We start from the raw sequence: 24,684 nt of genomic DNA, 5'->3' as shown, positions 1-24,684 counted from the left end.
GGCATGCCGGTGAGCGTCAGAACGTCCCCCGGATGCCGAGCAGGATGGTGCGGCCCGGGTCGTAGAAGTTGTTCACGGCGTTGGGCCAGTGGAAGTTGGAACGGCGCTCCTCGCCGGTGATGTTGAGCACGTTGAGGGTGAGCTGCGGCGAGGTGGGAAGGTTCGCCAGGGTGTAGCTGGCCGACAGGTCGTACTGGCCGCGGTCCTCGCCGAAGATCTGCGCGTAGGGGATGCCCTGCTGGTTGGGCCCGGTGCCCGCCGCGCCCTCGGTCCAGTTGTAGGAGAGGCGCACCGACGCGAGGTCGTTTTCCCAGTAGACCGTGCTGTTCCACATCTTCGGCGCGATGCCGAACACGTTGCCGGCCAGGCGATCGGCGTCCGAGCCCTCGGTGTCCAGGTTGATCTTGGTGAAGTTGGCCATGAAGCCGAGGCCTTCGAACACGAACGGCAGCGGCTGCACCCAGATCAGCTCCAGACCGCGGATGTCGAGCGAACCGTCGGCGTTGACCTGCTGCTGCACGTTCACGGTGGCGTTGTCCGGGCCGCCGCGCGCCTCGATCGCGGCACGCTGGCCATCGGTCAGGTCCTCCCACGGCACCCCTAGCTGCGCGAACGGCATCGTGGTGATGCCCTGGTAGGTGTAGCCGGTGACCCGCTTGTTGAACAGGGTCGCGCCGACGAAGCCCTCGTCGCCGGTGTACCACTCGCCGCCGATGTCGAAGTTGGTCGACAGGTACGGGGCCAGGTTCGGGTTGCCCTGGTTGGCGTTCAGGGCCGACTGGTCGGTGAACGTGGTGTTGGGCAGCATCGAACTCGGGTTGGGCCGGGTCATGGTGCGCGAGCCCGACATGCGCAGGACCACGTCGTCCGCCACGTCCCAGGCGGCGCTGAACGACGGCAGCCACTCCTTGTAGTCGCCCTCCAGGACCTGCCACTCGCGCACCCCGCCGAACACGACCGGGCCGCTGACCTCCTGGTCCGTGGTGACATAGCGCATGCCGGCGTTGAAGCGCAGCATGCGGTCGAGCACCTCGGTTTCGCCGTTGACTTCGACATAGGCGGCCAGGCTCTTCTCGGCGATGCCGCCGGTCGAACCGCCGGTGTTGGGACCCGCGGACTCCGGCGCCTCGTCGCGGAAGCGCGCGTAGTCCGTGTCGTTCATGAAGCGGTCGAAATCGACGGTGATGAAGCCGTGCGGGCCCGGCAGCAGGTAGGAGGCGAGATCCGCGTCGGAAATCGTATCCAGCACGTGCGCCTGCCAGGCGGGGCTGTTGTCGAAGCCCTGGATGCGGCGGCTGAAGCGGTCGTAGGCCGCGCCGACGCGGACGTTGCGGCCGTCCTCGCCGAACTGCAGGTCGGCGCGCGCGCCGGTGGTCTCGGTCACCCGCTTCTCGTTCTGCACGTTGACCCGCCCGCCTGCCCAGGTCCAGCCCAGCGCGGGATCGTTGAGGTCGAGCTCGGTGTCCCACTCGGGCAGGCCGCCGTCGTTGCGGTAGTCGATGGTGGTGAAGGGGGTGTTGACCAGAATCGTCGGCGACTCGCGGAACATCCAGCTGCGGCTGCGGTTGGCCTGCACGTCGAGCTTGATGTCGCCATCCGCGCCGAACCAGAAGGTGCCGCCCGGGTTGACGCTCCAGTACTGCACGTCCTCCTGGTAGGGCCGGGCCTCGAGAAAGAACTGCGCGTTGGTGAACGTGGCCTCGGTGACCACGTCGTTCTCGTCCATCTGCATGTCGATCGGCAGCAGGCCGCTTGCGCCGAACACGCGGCCGACCAGGTTCACGTCGAGGCGGTCGTTGGTCCGGTGCGCCTTGGTGTACAGGGTGTCCATGTACAGGTGCACGTTGTCGCTCGGGCGCAGCTCGAACGAGGCCATGAACGCGTCGCGGTCGCGGTCGCCGGACATGTGCACGGGGCGCCCGAGGCGCGGCATCAGCGCCTCGCTGATCTGCTCGATGGTCAGGTCCGGGTTGAGTTCCAGCAGCAGCTCGCGGTCGACCACCTGGCCCGGCGTCAGCCCCGCGGCGATCGCCGCGGCGTGGTCCGGCACCCGGTCCGGCATCAGCCAGCCGCCGCCGCCGCCGCTGTTGCACTCGGCCGGGCGGCCGGTGAACGGGTCGGTGCCCGGCGGCGCCTCGATCCCGCACTGGACGTAGTTCAGCCCCGGATTGGTCCAGCCGATGGTCTCGAAGCCTTCCACGCCGATGGTGCCGCGCACCGAGGAGACCCCGACCGTCGCGCCGAAGGTGCCCTGGTCGTTGGTCCAGCTGCCGGTGAAGGTGCCGCGCGGGCTGATCTCGTCCGAGATGTCGTTGTATTCGCCCTGCAGCTGGTAGCTGAAGTTCGTGCCCGGGTTGTCGAACGGCCGCAGGCTGCGCATGTCGACCACGCCGGCGGCGCCGCCCTCGGGCAGGCTCGCCCGCGGGGTCTTGTGCACCGTCACCGCGGTGAAGAACTCGGTCGGGAACAGGTTCAGGTCGACCTCGCGGTTCTGGTTGGTCGCGTCCAGGCCGATCGAGGCGGTGGCCACCGACACCCCGTTGATCACCGTCTTGGTGAAGCTGCTGGGCAGGCCGCGGATGGCGACGTTCAACCCTTCGTTGTTGACGTCGCGCGCCAGCTGGATGCCGGGGATGCGGTTCAGCGATTCGGCGATGTTGAGATCCGGGAACTTGCCGATGTCCTCGGCGAAGATCGAATCGGTGAAGCCGGTGGAATCGCGCTTGGCATCGGTGGAGAACTGCAGGCTGCGGCGGAAGCCGGTGACGACGACCGAGTCCAGCTCGGTGACGTCCGCCGGCTCCTGTGTCTGCTGCGGTTCGGGCGCCTGTTGGGACTCTTGCGTCCGTTGCTGTTGCGCCTGGGCCTCGGCCGCGGCGGCGGCATCGGACTGGGCAAGGGCCGGCGCGCCTGCCATGGCCAGGATGGCCAGGCCCAGCGCGCGCGACAGCGCGGTTCTCGGGTGATTGCTCTGCACCATACTCCCCTCCCGTTTCTGGTGTCGGTGCGGGGCGGCGATATCTTTCGCCTGCTCCGCTGATCGGTTGCTCTGTGTCTTGAGCGCCTTTTTTTTAGTGGATCGCGCTGCGTCGGCCGGTGGGCCGCTGCCGCGGTCGGCGGATGGTAGCGCTCCCAATCCGGGGTCGCAAGTGCTTGCATCGGAGTTGCCGGCCGCACCGGAGGAAAGCGTTTTTTCCCTTTAAATCGCGGTTTTTTCGTGGCCTGGCCACCAGCATTCGATGCTGCACTGCCGCATTGGCTTGGCCGCGGGTGCTGTGCTAATGATAGCGATATCACCAGACGACCCGCCGCAGTTGCCGGGCCCGGGAGGGGGCGCGCGATGAGGCCAGACCAACGCCGCGCGCGCACTGCGCGCGATCCGCGCCTTCGCGCCCCGGGCGGCGGAGGCCGTGCATGAGCGGCGCACCCTCGTCCGTCCCCGGCGTCGGTGCGCGCATCAGCCGCTACCGCTGGGTCATCTGCGCGCTGCTGTTCTTCGCCACCACCATCAACTACGTCGACCGCGCGGTGCTCGGCGTGCTCGCGCCCACCCTGCGCACCGAGTTCGGCTGGACCGACCAGGACTACGGCGTCATCAGCGCCTCGTTCACCCTGGCCTACGCGATCGGTTTCCTGGTCGCCGGCTGGTTCATCGACCGGGTGGGCACGCGGATCGGCTACAGCGTCTATCTCACCCTGTGGTCGCTGGCCGCGGCGGCGCACGCGCTGGCCAAGTCGGTGTTCGGGTTCAGCGTGGTGCGTTTCGCGCTCGGACTGGGCGAGTCGGGCAATTTCCCGGCCGCCATCAAGACCGTCGCCGAGTGGTTCCCGAAGAAGGAGCGGGCGCTCGCCACCGGCATCTTCAACGCCGGTTCCAACGTCGGCGCGATCGTCGCGCCGCTGGTGGTGCCGTGGCTGGCCCTGACCTGGGGCTGGCGCACAGCCTTCATCGCCACCGGCCTGGCCGGGCTGGTGTGGATCGTCTTCTGGTGGCCGGTCTACCGGCGCCCGGCGCAGCACCCGAAGGTGTCGGCCGCCGAGCTCGCCCACATCCAGAGCGATCCGCCGGATCCGCCGGGCCGGGTGCCCTGGGCGCGACTGCTGCGCTTCCGCCAGACCTGGGCGTTCGCGGTCGGAAAGTTCCTCACCGACTCGATCTGGTGGTTCTACCTGTTCTGGTTCCCGCTGTTCATGGCCGACCGTTTCGGCGTGGACCTGCGCACCATCGGACTGCCGATGGTCACCGTGTTCCTGCTGGCGGACGTCGGCTCGGTGGGCGGCGGCTGGCTGAGTTCGGCGCTGATGAAGCGCGGCTGGAGCGCGAACGCGGCGCGCAAGACGGCGATGTTCGCCTGCGCCCTGTGCATCCTGCCGGTCGTGTTCGCACCGCACGTCGAGGGCCAGTGGGTCGCCGTGTGGCTGATCGGCCTGGCCGCCGCCGCGCACCAGGGCTTCTCGGCCAACCTGTTCACCCTGACCTCCGACATGTTCCCGCGCACCGCGGTCGGCTCGGTGGTGGGCATCGGCGGCTTCGCCGGCGCCATGGGCGGGTTCTGCATCAACCTCGGCGCCGGCTGGCTGAAGCAGCACACCGGCAGCTACGCGGCGATGTTCATCATGGCCGGCTGCGCCTACCTGCTCGCCCTGCTCGTCATCCACCTGCTCGCCCCGCGCCTGGCGCCGGCGCGCCTGGAGGGCGCCACGCCACGGCCATCGGCGCCTGGGGGTCCATGACGATGATCCAGCCACTCGCCCGCAGGCTCGCAGCGGCCCTGATGCTCCCGCTGGCGCTGGCGCTGGCGGCCTGCGGCCCGCGAGACGCGCCAGCGGCGCAGGCCGAACCCGAATCCGCGCAGCCCGCCCCCGCCAGCACCGCGCTCGCCGCCGGGCAGCCGAAGTTCCTCGGCAGCGCGCACAGCGCGCCGCAGGCCGGGGGCTTCGCCGCCTACTGGAACAAGGTGACGCCGGAGAACGGCGGCAAGTGGGGCGAGGTCGAGGCCGAGCGCGACGTCATGGACTGGACCGCGCTGGACGCCGCCTGGCGCGTCGCCCAGGACCACGGCCTGCCGTTCCAGATGCACGTGCTGGTCTGGGGCAACCAGCAGCCGGAGTGGATCGAGACGCTGCCGCCCGGGGAACAGCGCGCCGAGATCGAGGAATGGTTCGCCGCGGTGGCTTCGCGCTACCCGGGCATCGACTTGGTTGAGGTGGTCAACGAGCCGCTGAACGATCCGCCGGCGAAGGACGACGAGGGCGGCGGCAACTACATCGAGGCGCTCGGCGGCGAGGGCGAGAGCAGCTGGGACTGGATCCTGGAATCGTTCCGCCTGGCGCGCGAACATTTCCCGTACTCGCGGCTGATGATCAACGAGTACAGCGTCACCAACGATCCCGACGCCACCGCCCGCTACCTCGAGATCATCGGCCTGCTGCAGGGCGAGGGGCTGGTCGACGCGATCGGCGTGCAGGGCCACGCCTTCTCCACGACCACCGACACCCCGTTGTCGGTGCACCGCGACAACCTCGACGCGCTCGGCGCCACCGGCCTGCCGGTCTACGTGACCGAACTGGACATCGACGGGCCCGACGACGCCACCCAGCTGCGCGACTACCAGCGCATCTTCCCGATGTTCTGGGAGCACCCGTCGGTACACGGGGTGACCCTGTGGGGCTTCCGGCCCGGCCTGTGGCGCCATGCGCAGGGCGCCCACCTGCTGCGCGAGGACGGCAGCGAGCGGCCGGCGCTGGCGTGGCTGCGGCGCTACGTGCGCGGCGAGGTCGAGGCTCAGCAGGTCGACGCCGAACCGGCCTCGCAGGAATCCGAAGCCGGCGTCGCGACCGGCGCCGATCCGCAGGCAGGTGCCGAATGAGCGCGGTGGCGACCCCCGATCCGTGCCCGGGCAAGCGCGACGGTGGCGCGCGGCGCCGGCGGCGTGCGGCGACGATCGCACTCGCCTTGCTGCTGGCCGTTGGCGCAGCGCCGGCCACGGCCGCGGAGTGCGCCCGGCCCGCCGCGGTGTGCGAACGCGCCGTGGCCGGCGCGCTGCCGCTGGTCGACGATGGCGCCCCGGCGACGGTGCTGGCCGACGAGGCCGACTTTCCCGGCGTGCTGCGCGCGGCCCGCGACCTGCAGGCGGACCTGTCCGCCGTGGCCGGCGCGGAGGCGGCATTCTCGACCACGGCCGCGGCCGCCGGCCGCAGCGCGATCATCGTCGGCACCCTCGGCCGCAGCCCGCGGGTGGACCGCATCGTCCGCGCGCAGGGCATCGACACCGGCGACGTCGCCGGCCGCTGGGAGGCCTACCTGGTCCAGGTGGTCGAGGATCCGGAGCCGGGGATCGAACGCGCCCTGCTGATCGCCGGCGCGGACCGGCGCGGCACCATCTTCGGCATCTACGAGCTGTCGCGGCGCATCGGCGTGTCGCCGTGGAGCTGGTGGGCCGACGTGCCGCCGCGCCGCGCCGCGAGCCTCCATGCCGCCCCCGGACGGTTCGTCGACGCGCCCGGGGTGAAATACCGCGGCATCTTCATCAACGACGAGGATCCGGCGCTGGGGGGCTGGATCCGCGAAACCTACGGCAGCGCCAATCACCGCTTCTACGAGCGGGTGTTCCAGCTGATCCTGCGCCACAAGGCCAACTACCTGTGGCCGGCGATGTGGGTGCCGCGGGCGTTCTACGACGACGACCCGCGCAACGCCGAACTGGCCGACGAGATGGGCGTGGTGGTCGCCACCACCCACCACGAGCCGATGATGCGCGCCCACGCCGAGTGGGAGACGTACGGCGAGGGCCCGTGGGACTACACCCGCAACCCCGCGCGCCTGCAGGAGTTCTGGCGCGGCGGCATCGAGCGGCTGCAGGGCCGCGAGGCGCTGGTGACGCTGGGCATGCGCGGCGACGGCGACGAGGCCATGACCGAGGGCACCGCGATCGAGCTGCTCGAGCGCATCGTCGCCGACCAGCGCGCGATCATCGCCGACGTCACCGGCCGGCCGGCCGCGGAAACGCCGCAGGTGTGGGCCCTGTACAAGGAAGTGCAGGACTATTTCGACCAGGGCATGCGCGTGCCCGAGGACGTCACCCTGCTGTTCGCCGACGACAACTGGGGCAACGTCCGCCGGCTGCCCGAACCGGGTGCGGCTCGCCCGGGCAGCTACGGCGTGTACTACCACTTCGACTACGTCGGCGGGCCGCGCAACTACAAATGGCTCAACACCACCCAGCTCGAGCGCGCCTGGGAGCAGATGCGGCTGGCCTGGGCGCACGGCGTGGAACGGATGTGGATCGTCAACGTCGGCGACATCAAGCCGATGGAGCTGCCGATCAGCGCGTTCCTGGACCAGGCCTGGAATCCGGATGCAGCGGACCTGGCGTGGATCTCGAACTACCCGGAGCACTGGGCCGCCGAGCAGTTCGGCCGGGCGCATGCCCGCGAAATCGGCGAGATCCTGACCCGCTACACGCAGTACAACGCCCGGCGCAAACCGGAGCTGTTGTCGCCGGACACCTGGAGCCTGCTGCACGACGGCGAGGCGGAACGGGTGATCGACGACTGGGACGCGCTCGAGGCCCGGACGCTCGCGCTGGGGGAGCGCCTGCCCGCCCGCCACCGCGACGCCTGGTACCAGCTGGTCGAGTACCCGGTGCTGGCCAGCGCCAATCTCAACCGCCTGTACGTGGCCGCGGCCCGCAACCGGCTGTACGCGGCGCAGGGCCGCGCCTCGGCGAACCGCTGGGCCGACCAGACGCGGCGCCTGTTCGCGCGCGATGCCGAACTGCAGCGCGTCTACGAACGGGAGGTCGCCGGCGGCAAGTGGATCCACATGATGTCGCAGCCGCGGATCGGCTATACCCACTGGCAGCAGCCCGAACGCAACGTGCTGCCGGCGCTGGCGGAGGTGGACGTGCCGACCCGCGGCGTGACCGGAGTGGCGGTGGAAGGCGACGCGCGGCCCTGGCCGCAGCGCGCCGCGTCGCCGCGGCTGGCGCCGCTCGATCCGGTGGGCGCGCCGACGCGCGAGGTGGTGGTGTACAACCGTGGCGCGAGCCCGCTCGGCTTCAACGCGCGGTCCTCGCAGCCCTGGTTGCGGGTCTCGCCGGCGCGCGCCGAGGTCGAGGATGCGCAGCCGCTCGAACTCGCCGTCGACTGGGCGGAACTTCCCGAAGGCGAACACGAGGCGGTGGTCGCGATCCTCGGCAGCGACCGTACCGAGGTCTACGTGCAGGTGCCGGTGCGCAAGCCACCTGCGCACCGCGGCGCCCGCGGCTTCGTGGAGGGCGACGGCGTGGTCGCGATCGAGGCGGCCCACCACGCGCGGGCGGTACCGCCGCCCGGCGGCGAATGGCAGGTGATCCCCAATCTCGGCCGCACCCTGTCCGGTGTCACCGTCTGGCCTGCCACCGGCGCGGCGCTGGCGCCTGGCGGCGACGGCGCACGCCTCGAATACCCGCTGGTGATGGACGCGGCTGGCGAGGTCGAGGTGCGGGTGGTGCTGTCGCCGACGCTGGACTTCCGCAACCGCGGCGGGCTGCGCTACGCGGTCTCGGTCGACGACGAGCCGCCGCAGCTGGTGAACGTGCGCCTGGACCCGACCCCAGGCGACCGCGATTTCCGGGCATGGGAGCACGCCGTGATCGACAGCGTGCACGTGGCCATCTCGCGCCACCACGTCGCACCCGGCGCCAATACCCTGAAGCTTTGGGCGGTCGACCCGGGGCTTGTGTTCCAGCGCATCGAGGTCGTCGCCGACCCGCGCCCGCGCGGTACGCTCGGCCCGGTGGAGAGCCGGCGCCGCTGATGCGGCCGGGCCCCGACCCCGGTTCGTCCCGCGTCCGGCCGTTCCAACCGGCGCGCAGCGGGACGGCAGGCACCCCCCATCTCGATCCCGACCGAACGCCATGACCTCCAGCCCGAAGCCGCTGACGCTGAACCCGGACCGCCTGTTCCCGTCGGACCCCGCGCAGCGCGCGATCGCGCGGCGCCTGTACGCCGAGGTGACGCCGCTGCCGATCGTCAGCCCGCATGGTCATACCGACCCGTCCTGGTGGGCCACCGACGCGCCGTTCGCCGATGCCACCGAACTGCTGCTGGTGCCGGACCACTACCTGTTCCGGATGCTCTACAGCCAGGGCGTCCCCCTGGATGCGCTGGGCATCCCGCGCGCTGATGGTTCGCGCGCGGCCGTCGACCCGCGCGCGGCCTGGCGCCTGTTCGCCGAACGCTTCCACCTGTTCCGCGGCACCCCGTCCTCGATGTGGCTCGACCACGTGTTCGCCAAGGTGTTCGGGCTGCGCGTGCGGCTCGGTGCCGACACCGCCGATCACTACTACGACGCGATCACCGAGGCGCTGCAGACCGCGGCGTTCCGGCCACGCGCGCTGTTCGAGCGCTTCGGCATCGAGGTCATCGCCACCACCGAGTCGCCGCTCGACCCGCTCGCCCACCACCAGGCGATCCGCGACAGCGGCTGGAGCGGCCGGGTCGTGACCGCCTACCGCCCCGACCCGGTGATCGACCCGGAACACGAGGGGTTCGCGGCGGCGCTGGAGCGCTTCGGCGAGATCACCGGCGAGAACGTCTACGACTGGGACGGCTACCTGCGCGCGCACCGCCAGCGCCGCGGCTTCTTCGCCGGCATGGGCGCCACCTCGACCGACCATGGGCATCCGACCTGCGCCACCGCCGACCTCCCGGCACCGCAGGCGCGGGCCCTGTTCACCCGCATCGCCACCGGCGAGTTCACGCCCGCCGATGCGGAGCTGTTCCGGGCCCAGATGCTCACCGAGATGGCGGCGATGAGCCTGGACGACGGCCTGGTGATGCAGATCCACCCCGGCTGCTTCCGCAACCACAACCGCGCCCTGTTCGAGCGTCACGGCCGCGACAAGGGCGCCGACATCCCGCTGCGCACCGACTACGTGCACGCGCTCAAGCCGCTGCTGGACCGCTTCGGCAACGAGCCGGGGTTCCGGCTGATCCTGTTCACCCTCGACGAGAGCACCTACGCCCGCGAACTGGCGCCGCTGGCCGGGCACTGGCCGTGCCTGTTCCTGGGCCCGGCCTGGTGGTTCCACGATGCCCCCGAAGGCATGTGGCGGTTCCGCGAACAGACCCTCGCCAGCGCCGGCTTCTACAACACCGTCGGCTTCAACGACGATACCCGCGCGTTCCTGTCGATCCCCGCCCGCCACGACGTCGCCCGCCGCGTCGACTGCGCGGTGCTGGCGAAACTGGTGGCGGAACACCGCCTGGAGGAGGACGACGCCGCCGAGGTCGCCGCCGATCTCGCCTACCACCTGCCCAAGCGGGCCTACCAGCTGTGAGCGGCGCCTCCGGCGGCTCGGCCGCGATTCCCGGTGCCGCGAGCCGCGTCGGGCTGGTCCCGCCGGAGCCGACGCTGACCCGGGCGCGCCGTCACGCCGACTTCGCCCTACCGATCGCCCCTGTGCCGCACGTCATAGATCGCCACGGAGCCGCCCCATGATCCACCCCCACGCGCTGCCCGCCATGCTCGCCGTTGCCCTCGCCCTCGCCAGCGCCGGCGGTGGCGTCCGCGCCGCCGAGCCCCCGCAAACCCTCAAGGGCGCCTATGCCGACGCCTTCCTGGTCGGCACCGCGGTCAACGCGGACATCGTCTCCGGCCGCGACGCCCGCGGGCAGGCGCTGGTCCCCGTGCATTTCAACGCGATCACCGCCGAGAACGTGATGAAGGCGGAAGTGCTGCACCCCGAACCCGACCGCTGGGACTTCACCGCCGCCGACGCCTTCGTCGAATTCGGCGAACGGCACGGCATGTTCCTGGTCGGCCACACCCTGGTCTGGCACAACCAGACGCCGGCGTGGTTCTTTCAGGACGCCGGCGGAGCGCCCGCCGGCATCGAGACGATGCGCGAACGCATGCGCGGCTACATCCGCACCGTCGCCGGGCGCTACGTCGGCAGGATCGACGCCTGGGACGTGGTCAACGAGGTGATCGGCGAGGACGGCGCCTACCGCGACACCCTGTGGGTGCGCGCCTACGGCGGCGACGGCGATGCGCTGGTCCGCGACGCCTTCCGTTTCGCAAGCCAGGCCGCCCCGGATGCCGAGCTCTACTACAACGATTTCAACGCCTGGCGCCCGGACAAGCGCGACGGCATCGTGCGCATGGTCGGGATGCTGCAGGCCGCCGGCATCCGCATCGACGGCATCGGCATCCAGGGCCACTGGGGCCTGAACTTCCCTTCCACCGCGCACATCGAATCCGCGATCGACGCCTACGCCGCGCTCGGGCTGAAGGTGATGGTCACCGAGCTCGACGTCGACGTGCTGCCGCTGACCCGGGAAGGCCAGATCATCGGCCAGGGCATGATGCACCCGCAGTTCCAGCTGCCCGAGTTCGAGCGCTTCCTCGACCCGTACCGCGACGGCCTGCCGGCGGACGTGGAGCGGCGGCTCGCGGACCGCTACGCCGAGCTGTTCCGCATCTTCCACGGCCGGCGCGACAAGCTGCACCGCGTCGCGGTCTGGGGCGTGGACGACGGCATGTCCTGGAAGAACGGCTATCCGATCCCGGACCGTACCAACTACCCGCTGCTGTTCGACCGGCAGCACCGGCCGAAGCCGGCGCTGGACGCGGTGCTGGCCGTGCCCGGCTCGGCCGGCAGCGGCGAGGCGGCGCGGTAGCGGACGGCCGGCGCCCTACAGCGCGATGGTCCGGCTGCCGTCGTTCGCGTCCGCCACTGCCGCCAGCATCGCATCGAGCCGCCCGCGATCGAGCACGCGGCCGCCAACGACCACCGCCTCGATGGCCCGCGTATTGGCGATGTCCAGCAGCGGGTCGGCGCGCAACAGCACCATGTCGGCGCGGTACCCGGGGGCCACCCGGCCGGCCTTGCCGGCCCCGCGCCCCATCCGCGCCGCGGGCGCTGCGGTGGCCGAGCGCAGGCTCTGCGCCGGGCTGAGGCCGGCGCTCACCAGGGACTGCAGCTCGTCGTGCAGCGAGAAACCCGGCACCACGCCCGCCGTATTGGCATCGGTGCCGGCCATCAGCGCCACGCCCCTGTCGCGCATCGCCCGCAGCAGGATGCGGTGGGCTTCGGCGAAGGTGGCCCAGTAGGCCGCCGCCGCCTCACGCCCGGCGGCGCCCGCCTCCGGGCCGACCTCGTAGGCGTTGTGGCCGGGGAGCCAGCCCTTCGAGAGCGGCGTGCCCTCGACCAGCCCAGGGTTGGCGTAGCGCAGCTCGATCTCCGCCACCAGATCCGCCGGCGCCGCCTTCTGCAGCGCGATGCTCTCCACCAGCCACAGCGAGGTGACCACCGCGATGTTCCGTTCCGCCAGCGCGGCAGCCACCTCGTCGCTGCGCCGCGCCACGAAGCGGAGGTACTCGTCCGCGTCGGCGTTGCCGAACCAGCCGAACTCGGCATCGAGCGCCTTGGCGATCTCCTCGATGTGCGCAAGCTCGCCCTGTCCGGAGGCCCACAGTGCCTCGAGCGGAAGCGCCACCGGGTAGTGCCCGATCAGCGGCAACCCGGCGCCGGCCGCGGCCCGGTCCAATGCGCGGTAGGTCTCGTGGTCCAGGAGGCTGCCGAGCTTGACCGCGTCGTAGCCGTCCGCGGCCAGCGACCGCACCACCGCGTCGGCATGCTCCGGCGCCCGCACGTTGATCCGGTTGCGGGTCCAGCGCTGGAAATGCCCGGTGAACCAGCCGTGGCGCTCCAGCTTCTCCGATGCCACGAACAACCTCGGGCCCAGGCGCCCCGCCTCGATCGCGTCGCGCCAGGCCAGATGATCCGCGTTGCCGCTCATCTCGCGGACGCCGGTCACGCCGTTGGCCAGGTAGACCAGCAGGTCGTTCGGGCTCTGCTTCAGGTGCACGTGCGCGTCGACCAGTCCGGGGATCAGGTAGCGCCCGCTGCCGTCCACCCGGTCGACGCCCTCGGGCAGTGCCAGCCCCGTGCCGACCGCCACGATGCGGCCCTGGTCGATCAGCACGTCCCGGTCGGCGAGCATCGCCTCGCCATCCGCGGACAGGACGGCCACGCCGGTGATGGCGGTGGGGCGGGCCGGCCCCTCGAAGCCGGCGCGATCGACCACCGCCGTGCCGGCACCGGCGAAGCGCCCGAGCTGATGATCGACCCACAACAGCGAGGCCGCGCAGAGCGCCAACGCCACGGCAAGCAGGATCAGCAGCCACTTCCCGATCGCTGCGCGAGTCGTTCGGTTCATGCCGGTCCCCATGCGGCGGCCCGGATTGGGCGTGGGCAGGTTCCGGCAGCGGCGCAGGCGCGGCAACGCGCTTGCGACGAAACCGGGCATGCACCGACGGGAACCGCGGACCCGGCGATGGATGGCCTGCGACCGCGGGACGGCGTCGCGGACCAGCGTGGCGGTTACCGCTATCATCGAGCCGCCGGTCCGCCGCCCCGAGGAGATGCCGATGCCCGCTCGTTCCCTTCCGCTGCTCGCCGCTGCGCTCGCGGCTTCGCTGGCGGTCGCCTGCACCCCCGCGGGCGACGACACCGGCGCTGGCGACACCGATGCCGAGAGCGACGTGCCCACCGCCCAAGCGCCCGCCGCGCCGGCCTTCGACACCGTCGGCCGCCTCACCGCGTACGACGACGCCTTCGCCGGGGCCGTGCCGCCGGACGCACGCATCGAGAAGCTGACCGACGAGCGCTTCACCTGGTCCGAGGGACCCGCCTGGATCGAGCAGGGCGGCTACCTGCTGTTCAACGACGTGCCCGAGAACCGCATGTACCGGTGGTCGGAAGCGGACGGGCTGTCGGTGTTCCTGGAGCCCTCCGGGTACGCCGGCCCCGACGACGGCACCCTGCGCGAGGCCGGCGCCAACGGCCTGTTCCCCGAGCCCGGCGGCACCGTGCTGCTGGCCGACTCCGGCAGCCGGCTGGTCGCGCGCCTGGACCCGGCGAGCAAGGAAAAGACCACCCTCGCCTCCAGCTACGAGGGCAAGCGCTTCAACAGCCCCAACGACGTGGTGCGGCGCGCCGACGGCACGGTGTTCTTCACCGATCCGCCGTACGGGCTGAAGGGCATGGACGACTCGCCGGCCAAGGAACTGGCGTTCAACGGCGTGTACCGCATCGACGCCGACGGCGGCGTGCACCTGGTCGACGACGGACTGAGTTTCCCGAACGGCGTGGCGCTCGCGCCGGACGGCAACACGCTGTACGTGGCCAACTCCGATCCGGAGCGGCCGATCTGGATGGCCTACGCCCTGGACGAAGCGGGCAACGCCGGCGACGGCCGCGTGTTCGCCGACGCTTCCGACCTGGTCGGCGACGATGCCCCCGGCCTGCCCGACGGCATGGCCGTGGCCGCCGACGGCACCCTGTTCGCCACCGGCCCCGGCGGCGTGCTGGTGTTCGCGCCCGACGGCACCCGGCTGGGCCGGATCGAGACCGGCACCGCCGTGGCCAACTGCGCGCTGGCCGAGGATGGCCGGGTGCTGTACATGACCTCGCACAGGTTCCTGGCGCGGGTGCGGCTGCGCTGAGGCCGCTCGCGCGGCAGCCGCCGATGGTAGATCGGTCGGCCCGGCAATTCGCCTCCGGGGCCGTTCGCTGCAGCGGCCCAGGCGCCGGCGCGCGTCAGCCGGCCGGCCCGGTCTCGACCACGAAGGCCTGCAGCGCGGCCAGCTTGCCGTCCCGGAAGCGCCAGACATCGCAGTAGGCGTGGCTGGCCGTCTTGCCTGCATCGTCGGTCAACGTGATCTCGCCGATGGCCGCGAGGCAGTCGCCCTCGGCGAGCATGCGATCGACCCTGAACCTGGGCGGCACCTCGTAGGCTTCGGCCATCCACCGGCGAACCGCTTCCTTGCCCCTGAGCGTCCGGTCGCCCACGAACGTCCATTCGGTGTCCTCGGTGCAGAACGCCAGGAAGCCTTCTTGGTCGCCGCGGGCGATGGCCGCGTTGGCCTGTTCCAGGACCTGCTTGTGGTGCTCCGACATTCGAGACTCCTCCTTGCCCGGTTGGCTGCGCAGCGCGGCGAGCGCGGCGGCCGTTCAGTGCCGGGTGACGACGATCGGTTCGCCCCGGGTGATGATCATGGTGTGCTCGTACTGGGCCGACAGGTTCCCGCGCGCGCCGACCAGGGTCCATCCATCGGCCGCCTCGGCGACCCGCCGGCTTCTCGTGGAGAGGAAAGGCTCGATGGTGATCACCATGCCTTCGCTCAGGACGCGCCTGTCCGCCGGATCGAAATACCCTGCGATGTGCGCGGGGTCCTCGTGCAGCGCGCGGCCGATCCCGTGGCTGCCGAGGTTCTCGATGATCCTGAAACCGTAGGTGCGCGCGGTGCGCTGGATGGCCGCGCCGATGCCGTTGATCGGGCGGCCGGCGCGGGCCTGCCGCATGGCCCGCTCGAGGGCCGTGCGGGCGGCGTGGCACAGGCGCGTCTTCAGCGGGCTTGCGGGGGGCACCACCCGCGTCCCTCCGGTGTCGGCGAAGTAGCCGTCCAGCTCGGCGGACACGTCGACGTTCAGCACGTCGCCGGCGCGGATCACCCGATCGCCCGGCACCCCGTGTGCCGCTTCCTCGTTGATGCTGATGCAGGTCGCGCCGGGAAAGTCGTAGGCGAGCCGCGGCGCCGAGCGGGCGCCATGCGTTTCGAGCAGGCGCCCGCCCAGCGCATCGAGCTCGCGCGTCGTCATGCCCGGCTCGGCGGCATCGAGCATCTGCCGGAGCACGGACGCCACGATCCTGCCGATGCGCTCGAGCGCGCGCACGTCGTCTTCGGTTTCGATGGTCATGCGACTTCCTCGTGGCGACCCCGGGTTGGCCCGAACCGTGCTCGATATCGATGCGCGCGGCCACCCAGCGCCGGGCGGGATCGAGCAGGCTCGTCTGCTCGCCCCATACGTTACCCCAAGCCCGGAGCGCAGGGCCGCCGTCGATAGTCAGGAGACCCGCCACCTCGCGGCGCGGGCCCCGATCAGTCGCCCTCGGCGCCGTCGGCCTCCACCGCCAGCGGGCGCACGTATTCCAGCAGGCTGACCAGCGTCTTGCCCGGCTCTTCCCACGGCATCATGTGCGCGGAGTGCTCGAACCACACGCCGCGCTTGTAGGGCGCGTCGACCTGTTCCAGCCAGTCCGCGGTGAGCTGGGACGGCGTGGTGTAATCGTGGCGCCCCATGAACATGACCACCGGGATCGGGAATTCGCGCACGCCGCTCAGGTCGATCTGGATGTACTCGTCGAGCAGGTGGCCGAGGGTGAACACGCTGCCTTCGAAGAACGCTGCGCGATCGGCACAGTCGTACGCGGGCGACAGCAGCGAGGCGCCGTAGTAGTACGGCTGCTCCTCGTCGCGATAGGCGTTGAGCCCGCCATAGTGCTGCGGCCACTTGCGGGCCAGCACGATCCGCTCACGGGTGATGGGCTGGTCGCCGGGGTAGGGCGCGATGGATTCCATCTCGGCGATGGCTTCCTGGTTGTCGTGCTCGCGCGCCTTCGCCAGGCCGTACGCGAAACTCAGCTCCTCGTTGAGGCGGGTGTTGATGACCTGGCCGATGCCCACGTAGGCGTGGAACAGGTCCGGGCGCGCGAGCGCGGCCTTCATGCCGGGCACCGTGCCCCAGCTGTGGCCGACCAGGATCAGCTTGTCCTTGCCGTAGCGCGCGCGCAGGTACTCGGCGGCCTCGATCGCGTCGTCGACATAGCGGTCGATGTGGATGGTGTCGGCGATCGACTCCGGGTCCACTTCCCGATAGGTCTTGCCGGCGCCGCGCTGGTCGTAGTGGACCACGGTGAAGTATTCCTCGATCGGGCGCTGGAACTGCCACAGGCTCGGCATCGCCGGCGATGCTGGGCCCCCGTGGACGAACAGGATCATCGGGTTGTCCGCGTGCTCGCCGCGCACGTTGAACCACTGTTCGATGCCGCCGATGGTGGCGGTGTAGGTTTCCTGGACGCCATCCGGCGTGACGATGCGCTGCAGGTCGCGCACCACCTCCCGGGCCTGGCCGTAGGACTTCTCGGCCGGGCATTGCTGGGCGGCGGCGTGCTGGGACAGCGCGGCGAGCAGCACGAGGGCGAGGGCGCGCGTCTTCATGGCGATTCTCCTTGAGGTCGATGTCCGGTCGGGGCTGTCCGCGCGCGTGCGGCGAGAACCCGCCGGACGCCAGCGGACTGGCGCCCCTACCAGCGGGTGGATCAGGGCTTCGCGTGCGGACGGCTCCATGGACCCGACCATGCCACGGCCCGCCGCGCCCGTGCATGTGACTTCGGACAGATGGACAGCGGCCTCTCCGGTACGCCCTAGCGAACCGATGGGCGGATCGCGCCGCGCTTGGCGATCAGCGGGCGCCTGCTCCGCACGCGGCCGCGTGATGTGGCACTCCTCACCGGCCACAGGGTTGTGGCGCACCCCCTTGGGGCCGTTTGGTTCGCGACGCCAACTGCGTATCAAGACTCCGGGTCGTACATGATCTGGCGAACCTCCTGCGCGCAGCGACACCCAGCGGCGATCCGCGCCGCCCAAACGAGCGCCTCCTCACGTGAAGGAACTTCAATGATCGAAAACCCGCCGACAACCGCCTTTGTCTCCGGTACCGGTCCGACTGTGATGGCCCCGTCCGTCCCGACAATGGTCGATTGCTGGCGCTGGACACCGCCGCCGAAGATCCAGACCCCCGCGGCCTTAGCCTCCCGAACCACCTCGTGCGATGCCTCTCCTACCGACGGCCAATCTTCATCAGGGATATGGTCCATCGCGCCGTCATCAAATGAAATCAGGTACCGAGGCATCGTTTCGTTCCTTTTTGCATCCTAACGCCGAGCCCCGAAGCGGGTTCGGCTTGAATGAACTGCATCGGGCATGAAGAAGACGCGGCCTAGCCAGACGAATCTGCGCATATGCCGGTTCTAAGGCATTTGATTTCTGATTCGACGTTTCGCGTGGTTCTACTTGCCTCTGCCATTGGAGCATCGGCTGCGTCGGAAATCGCCGTAGCGTATGCGCTGGCGGCCTCGGCTGCGCTGCAGGACGTAACACCACCGGCGCGCAACTTTGCCGCCCAACATCCAACGAAGCGGCTTCTGCTTGAATGATTGTTAGCGCCCGCCAACGGAAACACCGAGCGCTCGCATGATAGGACCAGTAAGGAGCGCCCCAATGATCGAACACGGGGTGCCCCAAAGCACCACTGCGACGTAGATCATCGATGCTCCACCGCCAGTGTAGGGGGCCACGCAATCAGTGTAGTAGGCCAGAAAGAGCCACGGTACGAACAGAAGGCAGGCACCAACCGCCCTCAATGGGTTGGTTGTCAGCAAGGAGATGATTGCCGGAAGCAAGGGAATGAGCAGAAAGATGCCGAGGGCAGCCAAGAACGAGGAAAAGTCGTTGCCATAACAAGCAAAGCTATTGAACGCTTGAACAGCGACGACCCCGCCAATGGCTGCGACGCCAGCGAGAATGGCCCGGCTACGTCTGATCACCATAGGGCGCTAACGCTTGGCAGACCCCGGATCGGAGTGATAGCTCCGAGTATTCGGCCGGCATCGCGGCCCGTCAATTCGCGATTCCAGCGACGAATCATGGCCCTGCGGGGGCCACGCCTGGTCCCGATTCGACCTGCCTATGGGCCGGAACGGGGTGCTGGGTCTTACCCAGGCATTTCGCCACGATCGGTCGGCGGCTTGGGCGCCGAGCTGCCCGCCGCGGGATGGGCCGGCGTGCTCGGTGCGCCCTGGCTCCGCGGCCCTGTGCGCAGCCAACGCCGGCCGGGCCGAGGCGGTCGCGGCCCGGCCGTCCTCCGGCACCGGCACCCATCGCGCCCACCCGATGCGAGACTGCACGGATGACGAAAGCACCCGACCGACCGCCCCGGGGCGGCCCGGCGCCCGGCGTGAGCGCGCCGGCGCGCGCCGCCCAGGACCCCAGGCTGCTGCGCCGGCTGCTGCGCGCGAAGGACCGGATGGACGCCGCTTCGCACGAGGACTGGCCGGTGCGGCGGCTGGCGCGCATCAGCGGGGTGTCCGAGGCGCATTTCGCGCGCGCTTACAAGGAGGCCTTCGGGGTGCCGCCACACCGCTACCTGCTCACCCGGCGGATCGAGCGGGCGGTGGCGCTGCTGCGCGACACCGAGCTGCCGATCACCGAGATCGCGTTCCGGACCGGCTGGAACAGCCTGGGCACCTTCGGGCGCACCTTCCGCGACATCACCGGGGAAACGCCGGGCGAGCGCCGCACCCGCGAGCAGGCCGCCACGCACGGCGTCGGCCGGGTGCCGGCCTGCTACCTGGCCGCCGGCCACCGCCCCGACCTGGTCACAGCAGTTTCGGAGAAGCGGCGCCGCGAGACCGCCGATAGCATCCCCGCGTCCACAGCAACGGAGGTTCCATGAGCGAGGGCATCGGGGTGGTCGGGCTGTACGTCCGCGACCAGGAAGAAGCGCTGCGGTTCTACGTCGACAAGCTGGGCTTCCGGGTCCACACCGACGTGGGCGGCGGCGGGTACCGCTGGCTGACGGTGCAGCATCCGGACCAGCCGTCGTTCCAGCTGGGCCTGTTCCTGCCCGGGCCGCCGGTGCACGACGAGGCCACCGCGCAGGCCCTGCACGAGTTCGTCGCCAAGGGCGCGATGCCGCCGCTGGTGCTGGACGTGGACGATTGCCGCGGCGCCTGGGAGCGGCTGCGCGCGCTCGGCGTGGAGTTCACCCAGGAACCGGTGGAACGCTTCGGCAACGTCGACGCCGGCTTCCGCGACCCGTCCGGCAACGGCTGGAAGATGATCCAGTCGCGGCGCGGGCAGCGCTGAGCCGGCAGGCGAGGGAGACACCGATGAACCGCAACGCCTGGATCCGCCAGTTGCACCGCTGGCTGTCGATCGTCTTTACGCTGACCGTGGTCGCCAACTTCGCCGCCATGGCCCTGGGGGAGCCCCCCGCCTGGGTGGTCTACTCGCCGCTCCCGCCGCTGTTCCTGCTGATGGCCAGCGGCCTGTACATGTTCGTGCTGCCGCACGCGGCCAGGTGGCGCGGCGGCCGGCGCGCCGGCAGCGAAACCTGACGGCGTGGCCCCCGCGCTAGCCGCGGCCGCCGCCCAGCAGCACCACGCCGGTGACCGCCAGCACCGCGGTCCAGGCGTGGCGGGCGGTGGCGGCGTCCAGCAGCCGCGGCCACCGCGCCAGCCCGCGGCAGGCGCCGGCCGCCATCGCGCCGGTGGCGGCCAGCGCCGCCAGCATGTGCAGGCCCACCGCCAGCGCCGCCATGGCCAGCCCGCCGCTGGCGGCCGCCGCGGCGGCGCCGCTGCCCATGCACAGCGGCAGCAGCGCCGGCACCAGCATCAGCCCGGTGCCGTGCGCGGTGGCCATCAGGAACGACCACGCCGCCAGCCCGGCCTGGCCGGCGCGCGGACCGGGAAACCCGGCGGCGTCGGCCCGCCGCAGGCAGCGGTGAGCGGCCAGCCCCAGCAGCGCCGCGCCGGCCAGGGTTTGCGCCGCGCCGTGGCCCAGCACCAGGCCCTGGGCGAACGCGCCGGCCACCACCGCGATCGAGGCGGCGTGCCCGGCGGCGATCGGTGCGAGCGCGCGCCAGGCATGGCCGCCGCCGCCCGCGCGCACGCCCCAGGCCGCCGCGAACATCCAGCCGTTCGCCGGCATCAGCCCGTGCAGCAGGCCGAGCCCGGCGACCGCCGCCCAGGGCCACAGTTCGCTCATCGGCCGGCCGCCGCCGCGGGCCTCGGGTCCGGGCTCACCCGGCGCAACACGCCGCGGCCGCCGGCGCCGGCGCCGCCGCCGCGGGCGCGTACCGGTCGTGGTGCCGCACCCACTCCATCGGGTAGCTGAGGTCGTCCTCGTTGCGGCCCAGCGGGGTGAGATCGATCAGCGGGTAGGCGCCCATCATCGCCTCCACGCCGCGGCCGTAGCGCGAGTAGGTATGGAACACGGTGCCGTCTTCGTCCCGGTAGAACACGCTGATGCCCGGCGCTTCCTCGCGCGGGAAGGCCTGCACGGTGTAGTTGTAAGGGACCTTCCCGGCGGCCACCTCCTCGGCGGAGAAGGTCACGCCGAAGTCGCGGTTGAAGCTGGTGCCGTGCGAGGACACCCACAGGAAACGCCAGCCCATGCGCCGGCGGAAGCGCTCCAGCTCGGCCAGCGGCGCGCGCGAGACCGCGACCAGGGTGATGTCGCGCTGCGCCAGGTGGAGGTTGGCGCCGTCGTGGTGGTCGGCCATGTAGGAGCAGCTCTTGCAGCCCTCCTCCCAGCCGGGGGCGAACATGAAGTGCTGCACCAGCAGCTGGCGGCGGCCTGCGAACAGGTCGGCCAGGCCGCGCGGCCCCTGCGGCGTGTCGAAGACGTAGTCCTTCTCCACCCGCACCCAGGGCAGCGCGCGGCGCGCGCGCGCGACCTGGTCGTGCAGGCGGGTCAGCTCCTTCTCGTGCGCCAGCAGCGCCAGCCGCTCGGCGAGCCATTGCGCCCTGGGAACGACGGAACGGCGCGTCGCGCCGGGTTCGATGGTGGAAACGTGCATCGGTGAACTCCTCGGCCGCTGGGCCGTCTGGGGTGGTCGGGGCGCGCGGGAACGCCGGCGTGGCGGCGACCGCGCGCGTGTCGCCGGGGGTCAATAGGGGCGACGGGGTGTTTCGGCCCGCCCGTCGGGCCGGCAGGCGGCGCTGCCGCGGTCAGGCCGCGGCGCGCTTCGGGCGGCGCACCGCGCGCACGGTTGCGCTGTTGCCGCCGCCGCAATAGAACAGGTCCGAACCGTCGGATTCCAGGCCGCTGACGCCGCTGCCGCGCGGCAGTTCCAGGCGCTCGAGGGTGGCACCGCTGGCCGGGTCGATGCGGCGGATGTCGCTGTCGTCGCCTTCCCAGGTGCCGTGCCACAGCTCGCCGTCGACCCAGGTCACGCCGGTGACGAAGCGGTCGGACTCGATGGTGCGCAGCACCGCGCCGGTGTCAGGGTCGACCTGGTGGATCTTGCGGTCGCGGTACTGCCCCACCCACAGGCTGCCCTCGGCCCAGGCCAGGCCCGAGTCGTGGCCCTGGCCCGGGGTGGGGATCGACTTCAGCACCGCGCCGGTGGCCGGATCGATCTTGTCGATGCGCGCCTCGGCGATCTGGTACAGGTGGGTGCCGTCGAAGGCGGTGCCGGCGTCGCTGGGGCGCGCGAAGCTGCGCACCGTCTCGCCGCTGTCCGGGTCGAAGGCGACCAGCGCGGCGCCGGTGGCGGCCCACACGCGCTGGCCGTCGTGGGTGACGCCGCCGACCTGTTCGGCCCCGGCGAACGGGCCGTATTCGCGGACGATCTCGGCGGCGCGCACCGGGACCTGCCGTGCGGTTGCTCTCTTGCTGTCCATCGTCGGTTCCTCCGGATGCGCCTAGGCTGGCGCGACACGGCCAATCTAGCCGTGCCCGAGCGCGGCCGGGAGTAACAAGATCGTCGTGAATCCGGCCAGCGGCGGCGCCAGCCAGCGCTGCGCCCGCGCGCGGCCGATCGAGCGCACCCGCCCGGCCGCCTCCAGTTCGGCCAGCGCACGCTGCACGGTGCGCTGGCTGGCGCCGAGCGCCAGCGCCAGCGCGGAGGTGGACCACGGCGCGCCATCGGAGAGCAGCGCCAGCAGCGCCGCCTGCTCGCCGTCGATCGGCGGCGCCAGCACCACCACCTCGCGCCCAGCGCGCGGCCGCAGCGCGAAGCCGCCGGCGGTGGCCTCGATGCGCGCGAACGGCTGGATGAGCGCGCGCAGGCGGCCGATCTCCACCCGCAGCCGGGCGCGGTGGGTCTCGTCGGGGTCGCGCAGGCGGAACGCGCGCGCGATCAGCAGGTCGCGCCCGGCAGCGTCCGGCCAGGCCTCGGCCAGGGTGCGCGCCAGCGAGAACAGCACCGGGCGCCGCGTCAGCGGCCGCCACGCCGCGCCGGTGCCCAGGCCGCGGCGGCAGGCGTCGACCACCAGCGCATCCGACGCCAGCAGCGCCTCCACCTGCGCCAGGCGCAGCGGCTGTTCGCCGGCTGCCGCCAGGCGCCGCGCCGCGGGCCGCTCCAGCGTGGCCCGCGCCTCGGCCACCTCGGCCAGCAGCTCCGGCACCCCGGCCACCGCCGCCGCCTGCTGCGCGCGCGCCAGGGCCGCGCGCGCCGGGCCGGTGCGCAGCGAGCGCAACGCCAGCTCGGCCGCGGCCAGTTCCGCCACCGCCACCAGCGCCGGCGGCATGCCGCCCGGGTCCAGCGGCGCCAGCGCCGCCGCGGCCTCGGCCAGGCGGCCGAGCAGCAGCAGCCGGCGCGCCGCGATCAGCCGGGCCTGCAGCGCATTGGCACGATCGCCGCGCGCCTCCAGCACCGCCGCGGCGGTCGCCAGCGGGCGCGTGGCGCCGCCCAGATCGCGCATCGCCAGCGCCACTTCCGCCTCGGCCACCACGCAGCGCGCCCGCGCCAGCCGTTCGTTGCCGCCGAAGCCGCGCGCGGCCCGCCGCAGCAGTTCGCGCGCGCGCGGGTACTCGCCCAGCCGCGCCATGGCGATGCCGCGCAGCGCCAGCGCCGGGGGATCCTCGCGCAGCGCCACGCGCCCGAGCGCGCCGAGCACGTCGCCGGTGGCCAGCGCGCGGGCGGCGGCGGCGATCAGGGAGTCCATCGCGGAAGGCTACCGTGCCGCGCCCGTCGGGCGTGCGCGCTCCCCCAATCCGCTGGCCCCGCTTGTGCGCGCAGTGGATGGGCGCGCACGACGCCGGTTCGGGACGGCCTAGTTGTGATCTCTCAGTAGGTTGTTCATCCGGGGTGATCCCGGAACACTGGAGGTGCGACCCATTCAGCACCCCAGGAGCCCCGGATGAACCTGCATAAACATGCCCGTCTTACGCCTCGCGGTCGAGCCCTGCTTGTGGAACGGGTGATCGAGCACGGTCTTCGGGTCGAAGAAGCCGCCCACGCTGCGGGTGTGAGCACTCGAACGGCCTACAAGTGGTTGCGCCGCTTCCGCGAGGAAGGCCCGGGAGGGCTCCAGGACCGTTCGTCGCGCCCGCTTCGCTGCCCCAGTGCCACGCCGGCGCCGGTCGTCGAGCAGGTAGTCGCCCTGCGTCGCCAGCGGCGGACCTATCGCCAGATCTCGCTGGCACTGCCCGTCGGCCGGAGCACGATCGCGCGGCTGATGCGTCGTGCCGGTCTGCATCGACTGGCCGAGCTGGCGCCAGCGCGCCCGGACCACCGCTACGAGTACCCACAGGTGGGTGATCTGTTGCATCTGGACATCAAGAAGCTGGGCCGGTTCTGGCGCCCCGGACATCGCGTCACCGGCGCTCGCCAGGGCACTTCGGATGGCGCCGGTTGGGAGTTCGTCCACCTTGCCATCGACGACCACTCCCGGATCGCCTTCGGTACCGTCGAGAACGACGAACGTGGCACCAGTGCGTGCCGGGCGCTGCTGCAAGCGCTACGGTACTACCGCGGCCTTGGCATCACCTTCGCCCGGGTCATGACCGACAACGGCGCCTGTTACAAGTCCCGGCTGTTCCGCCGGCTCCTGCGCCGACTGGGCCTGCGCCACCTGCGCACGCGCCCCTACACGCCCCGTACCAACGGCAAGGCCGAACGACTGGTCCAGACCACATTGCGCGAGTGGGCTTACGCTCGCTCCTATGACAGCTCAGACCAGCGGCGCCAGGCCCTGCCTCACTGGCTCCATCAGTACAACTGGCATCGACCACATGCCAGCCTCGGCTACCGGCCGCCTATCAGTCGCCTCCAGCGTCCA

19 protein-coding genes and 1 pseudogene are annotated in these 24,684 nt (G+C 71.5%); 10 read left to right on the top strand and 10 right to left on the bottom strand.

Annotated features, from left to right (window positions below):
- Window positions 1-16: 16 nt before the first annotated feature.
- Window positions 17-2,977 carry a TonB-dependent receptor gene (locus QFW77_RS09735; RefSeq protein ID WP_280574499.1) on the bottom strand — a complete coding sequence of 987 codons (2,961 nt, stop codon included), beginning with the start codon at window positions 2,975-2,977 and terminating at the stop codon, window positions 17-19.
- 437 nt (window positions 2,978-3,414) lie between these two features.
- On the opposite strand from QFW77_RS09735, the gene QFW77_RS09730 reads away from it, so the two are divergent.
- From QFW77_RS09730 to QFW77_RS09710, 5 genes and pseudogenes are all read left to right on the top strand, one after another.
- Window positions 3,415-4,734 carry an MFS transporter gene (locus QFW77_RS09730; protein WP_280574412.1) on the top strand — a complete coding sequence of 440 codons (1,320 nt, stop codon included), beginning with the start codon at window positions 3,415-3,417 and terminating at the stop codon, window positions 4,732-4,734.
- A gap of 41 nt (window positions 4,735-4,775) precedes the next feature.
- Window positions 4,776-5,768, top strand: a pseudogene (locus QFW77_RS09725) (endo-1,4-beta-xylanase); the annotation flags it as partial.
- 98 nt (window positions 5,769-5,866) lie between these two features.
- Entirely contained in the window at window positions 5,867-8,800 is a 2,934-nt protein-coding gene (locus tag QFW77_RS09720; protein WP_280574411.1) for a glycosyl hydrolase 115 family protein, read from the top strand.
- A 100-nt stretch (window positions 8,801-8,900) separates the two neighbouring features.
- The gene (uxaC, locus tag QFW77_RS09715; protein WP_280574410.1) at window positions 8,901-10,325 is read left to right on the top strand and encodes a glucuronate isomerase; all 1,425 of its coding nucleotides are present in this window, start codon (window positions 8,901-8,903) and stop codon (window positions 10,323-10,325) included.
- 157 nt (window positions 10,326-10,482) lie between these two features.
- Window positions 10,483-11,667 (top strand): endo-1,4-beta-xylanase, encoded by a 1,185-nt coding sequence (locus QFW77_RS09710; protein WP_280574409.1) that lies wholly within the window; start codon window positions 10,483-10,485, stop codon window positions 11,665-11,667.
- 15 nt (window positions 11,668-11,682) lie between these two features.
- On the opposite strand, the gene QFW77_RS09705 is transcribed toward QFW77_RS09710, so the two are convergent.
- Window positions 11,683-13,209: an amidohydrolase family protein gene (locus tag QFW77_RS09705; protein ID WP_280574408.1), complete on the bottom strand. Its 1,527-nt coding sequence runs from the start codon at window positions 13,207-13,209 to the stop codon at window positions 11,683-11,685.
- 211 nt (window positions 13,210-13,420) lie between these two features.
- On the opposite strand from QFW77_RS09705, the gene QFW77_RS09700 reads away from it, so the two are divergent.
- The gene (locus QFW77_RS09700; RefSeq protein ID WP_280574407.1) at window positions 13,421-14,497 is read left to right on the top strand and encodes an SMP-30/gluconolactonase/LRE family protein; all 1,077 of its coding nucleotides are present in this window, start codon (window positions 13,421-13,423) and stop codon (window positions 14,495-14,497) included.
- 94 nt (window positions 14,498-14,591) lie between these two features.
- On the opposite strand, the gene QFW77_RS09695 is transcribed toward QFW77_RS09700, so the two are convergent.
- The 4 genes from QFW77_RS09695 to QFW77_RS09680 form a co-directional block, all read right to left on the bottom strand.
- Window positions 14,592-14,951, bottom strand: coding sequence for a nuclear transport factor 2 family protein (locus QFW77_RS09695; RefSeq protein WP_280574406.1), 360 nt, complete (start codon window positions 14,949-14,951; stop codon window positions 14,592-14,594).
- Between the two features lie 54 nt (window positions 14,952-15,005).
- Complete coding sequence (gene map / locus QFW77_RS09690) at window positions 15,006-15,752, bottom strand: type I methionyl aminopeptidase (RefSeq protein ID WP_280574405.1); 747 nt, start codon at window positions 15,750-15,752, stop codon at window positions 15,006-15,008.
- Between the two features lie 182 nt (window positions 15,753-15,934).
- The gene (locus tag QFW77_RS09685; protein ID WP_280574404.1) at window positions 15,935-17,053 is read right to left on the bottom strand and encodes an alpha/beta hydrolase; all 1,119 of its coding nucleotides are present in this window, start codon (window positions 17,051-17,053) and stop codon (window positions 15,935-15,937) included.
- 353 nt (window positions 17,054-17,406) lie between these two features.
- The gene (locus QFW77_RS09680; protein ID WP_280574403.1) at window positions 17,407-17,748 is read right to left on the bottom strand and encodes a YciI family protein; all 342 of its coding nucleotides are present in this window, start codon (window positions 17,746-17,748) and stop codon (window positions 17,407-17,409) included.
- Between the two features lie 1,172 nt (window positions 17,749-18,920).
- Between QFW77_RS09680 and QFW77_RS09675 the strand changes: the two genes are divergently transcribed.
- Genes QFW77_RS09675 through QFW77_RS09665 form a run of 3 tightly spaced genes read left to right on the top strand, consistent with a single transcriptional unit; the run spans window position 18,921 to window position 20,013 of the window.
- Complete coding sequence (locus tag QFW77_RS09675; protein ID WP_280574496.1) at window positions 18,921-19,349, top strand: helix-turn-helix transcriptional regulator; 429 nt, start codon at window positions 18,921-18,923, stop codon at window positions 19,347-19,349.
- Window positions 19,346-19,762, top strand: coding sequence for a VOC family protein (locus tag QFW77_RS09670; protein ID WP_280574402.1), 417 nt, complete (start codon window positions 19,346-19,348; stop codon window positions 19,760-19,762). The genes QFW77_RS09675 and QFW77_RS09670 overlap by 4 nt, the downstream gene beginning before the upstream one ends.
- 23 nt (window positions 19,763-19,785) lie before the next feature.
- Window positions 19,786-20,013 carry a hypothetical protein gene (locus tag QFW77_RS09665; RefSeq protein WP_280574401.1) on the top strand — a complete coding sequence of 76 codons (228 nt, stop codon included), beginning with the start codon at window positions 19,786-19,788 and terminating at the stop codon, window positions 20,011-20,013.
- Window positions 20,014-20,029: 16 nt separating this feature from the next.
- Here QFW77_RS09665 and QFW77_RS09660 read toward each other — a convergent pair whose 3' ends face one another.
- From QFW77_RS09660 to QFW77_RS09645, 4 genes are all read right to left on the bottom strand, one after another.
- Entirely contained in the window at window positions 20,030-20,662 is a 633-nt protein-coding gene (locus QFW77_RS09660) for a hypothetical protein (protein ID WP_280574400.1), read from the bottom strand.
- Between the two features lie 34 nt (window positions 20,663-20,696).
- Complete coding sequence (locus tag QFW77_RS09655) at window positions 20,697-21,476, bottom strand: DUF899 domain-containing protein (RefSeq protein WP_280574399.1); 780 nt, start codon at window positions 21,474-21,476, stop codon at window positions 20,697-20,699.
- A gap of 151 nt (window positions 21,477-21,627) precedes the next feature.
- Window positions 21,628-22,302, bottom strand: a complete 675-nt coding sequence (locus tag QFW77_RS09650) for an NHL repeat-containing protein (RefSeq protein WP_280574398.1) — start codon at window positions 22,300-22,302, stop codon at window positions 21,628-21,630.
- 45 nt (window positions 22,303-22,347) lie between these two features.
- Window positions 22,348-23,568 carry an HTH domain-containing protein gene (locus QFW77_RS09645; RefSeq protein ID WP_280574397.1) on the bottom strand — a complete coding sequence of 407 codons (1,221 nt, stop codon included), beginning with the start codon at window positions 23,566-23,568 and terminating at the stop codon, window positions 22,348-22,350.
- A gap of 195 nt (window positions 23,569-23,763) precedes the next feature.
- On the opposite strand from QFW77_RS09645, the gene QFW77_RS09640 reads away from it, so the two are divergent.
- The coding region (locus QFW77_RS09640; RefSeq protein ID WP_280572385.1) for an IS481 family transposase at window positions 23,764-24,684 on the top strand (921 nt) is incomplete at its 3' end.

The organism is Luteimonas endophytica (genome assembly GCF_029887875.1).
GTDB lineage: Bacteria > Pseudomonadota > Gammaproteobacteria > Xanthomonadales > Xanthomonadaceae > Luteimonas > Luteimonas endophytica.
Note: the sequence above shows the minus strand (reverse complement) of the source record. Positions and strands in the feature narration are given on the sequence as shown.

Excerpts from the sequence above, each read along its gene's own strand:
- QFW77_RS09650 (WP_280574398.1), bottom strand. The coding sequence starts at position 22,302 with ATGGACAGCAAGAGAGCAACCGCACGGCAGGTCCCGGTGCGCGCCGCC.
- QFW77_RS09680 (WP_280574403.1), bottom strand. The coding sequence starts at position 17,748 with ATGCCTCGGTACCTGATTTCATTTGATGACGGCGCGATGGACCATATC.
- QFW77_RS09645 (WP_280574397.1), bottom strand. The coding sequence starts at position 23,568 with ATGGACTCCCTGATCGCCGCCGCCGCCCGCGCGCTGGCCACCGGCGAC.
- QFW77_RS09655 (WP_280574399.1), bottom strand. The coding sequence starts at position 21,476 with ATGCACGTTTCCACCATCGAACCCGGCGCGACGCGCCGTTCCGTCGTT.
- QFW77_RS09720 (WP_280574411.1), top strand. The coding sequence starts at position 5,867 with ATGAGCGCGGTGGCGACCCCCGATCCGTGCCCGGGCAAGCGCGACGGT.
- uxaC (WP_280574410.1), top strand. The coding sequence starts at position 8,901 with ATGACCTCCAGCCCGAAGCCGCTGACGCTGAACCCGGACCGCCTGTTC.
- map (WP_280574405.1), bottom strand. The coding sequence starts at position 15,752 with ATGACCATCGAAACCGAAGACGACGTGCGCGCGCTCGAGCGCATCGGC.
- QFW77_RS09675 (WP_280574496.1), top strand. The coding sequence starts at position 18,921 with ATGGACGCCGCTTCGCACGAGGACTGGCCGGTGCGGCGGCTGGCGCGC.
- QFW77_RS09705 (WP_280574408.1), bottom strand. The coding sequence starts at position 13,209 with ATGAACCGAACGACTCGCGCAGCGATCGGGAAGTGGCTGCTGATCCTG.
- QFW77_RS09665 (WP_280574401.1), top strand. The coding sequence starts at position 19,786 with ATGAACCGCAACGCCTGGATCCGCCAGTTGCACCGCTGGCTGTCGATC.
- QFW77_RS09700 (WP_280574407.1), top strand. The coding sequence starts at position 13,421 with ATGCCCGCTCGTTCCCTTCCGCTGCTCGCCGCTGCGCTCGCGGCTTCG.
- QFW77_RS09695 (WP_280574406.1), bottom strand. The coding sequence starts at position 14,951 with ATGTCGGAGCACCACAAGCAGGTCCTGGAACAGGCCAACGCGGCCATC.
- QFW77_RS09685 (WP_280574404.1), bottom strand. The coding sequence starts at position 17,053 with ATGAAGACGCGCGCCCTCGCCCTCGTGCTGCTCGCCGCGCTGTCCCAG.
- QFW77_RS09710 (WP_280574409.1), top strand. The coding sequence starts at position 10,483 with ATGATCCACCCCCACGCGCTGCCCGCCATGCTCGCCGTTGCCCTCGCC.
- QFW77_RS09670 (WP_280574402.1), top strand. The coding sequence starts at position 19,346 with ATGAGCGAGGGCATCGGGGTGGTCGGGCTGTACGTCCGCGACCAGGAA.
- QFW77_RS09730 (WP_280574412.1), top strand. The coding sequence starts at position 3,415 with ATGAGCGGCGCACCCTCGTCCGTCCCCGGCGTCGGTGCGCGCATCAGC.
- QFW77_RS09660 (WP_280574400.1), bottom strand. The coding sequence starts at position 20,662 with ATGAGCGAACTGTGGCCCTGGGCGGCGGTCGCCGGGCTCGGCCTGCTG.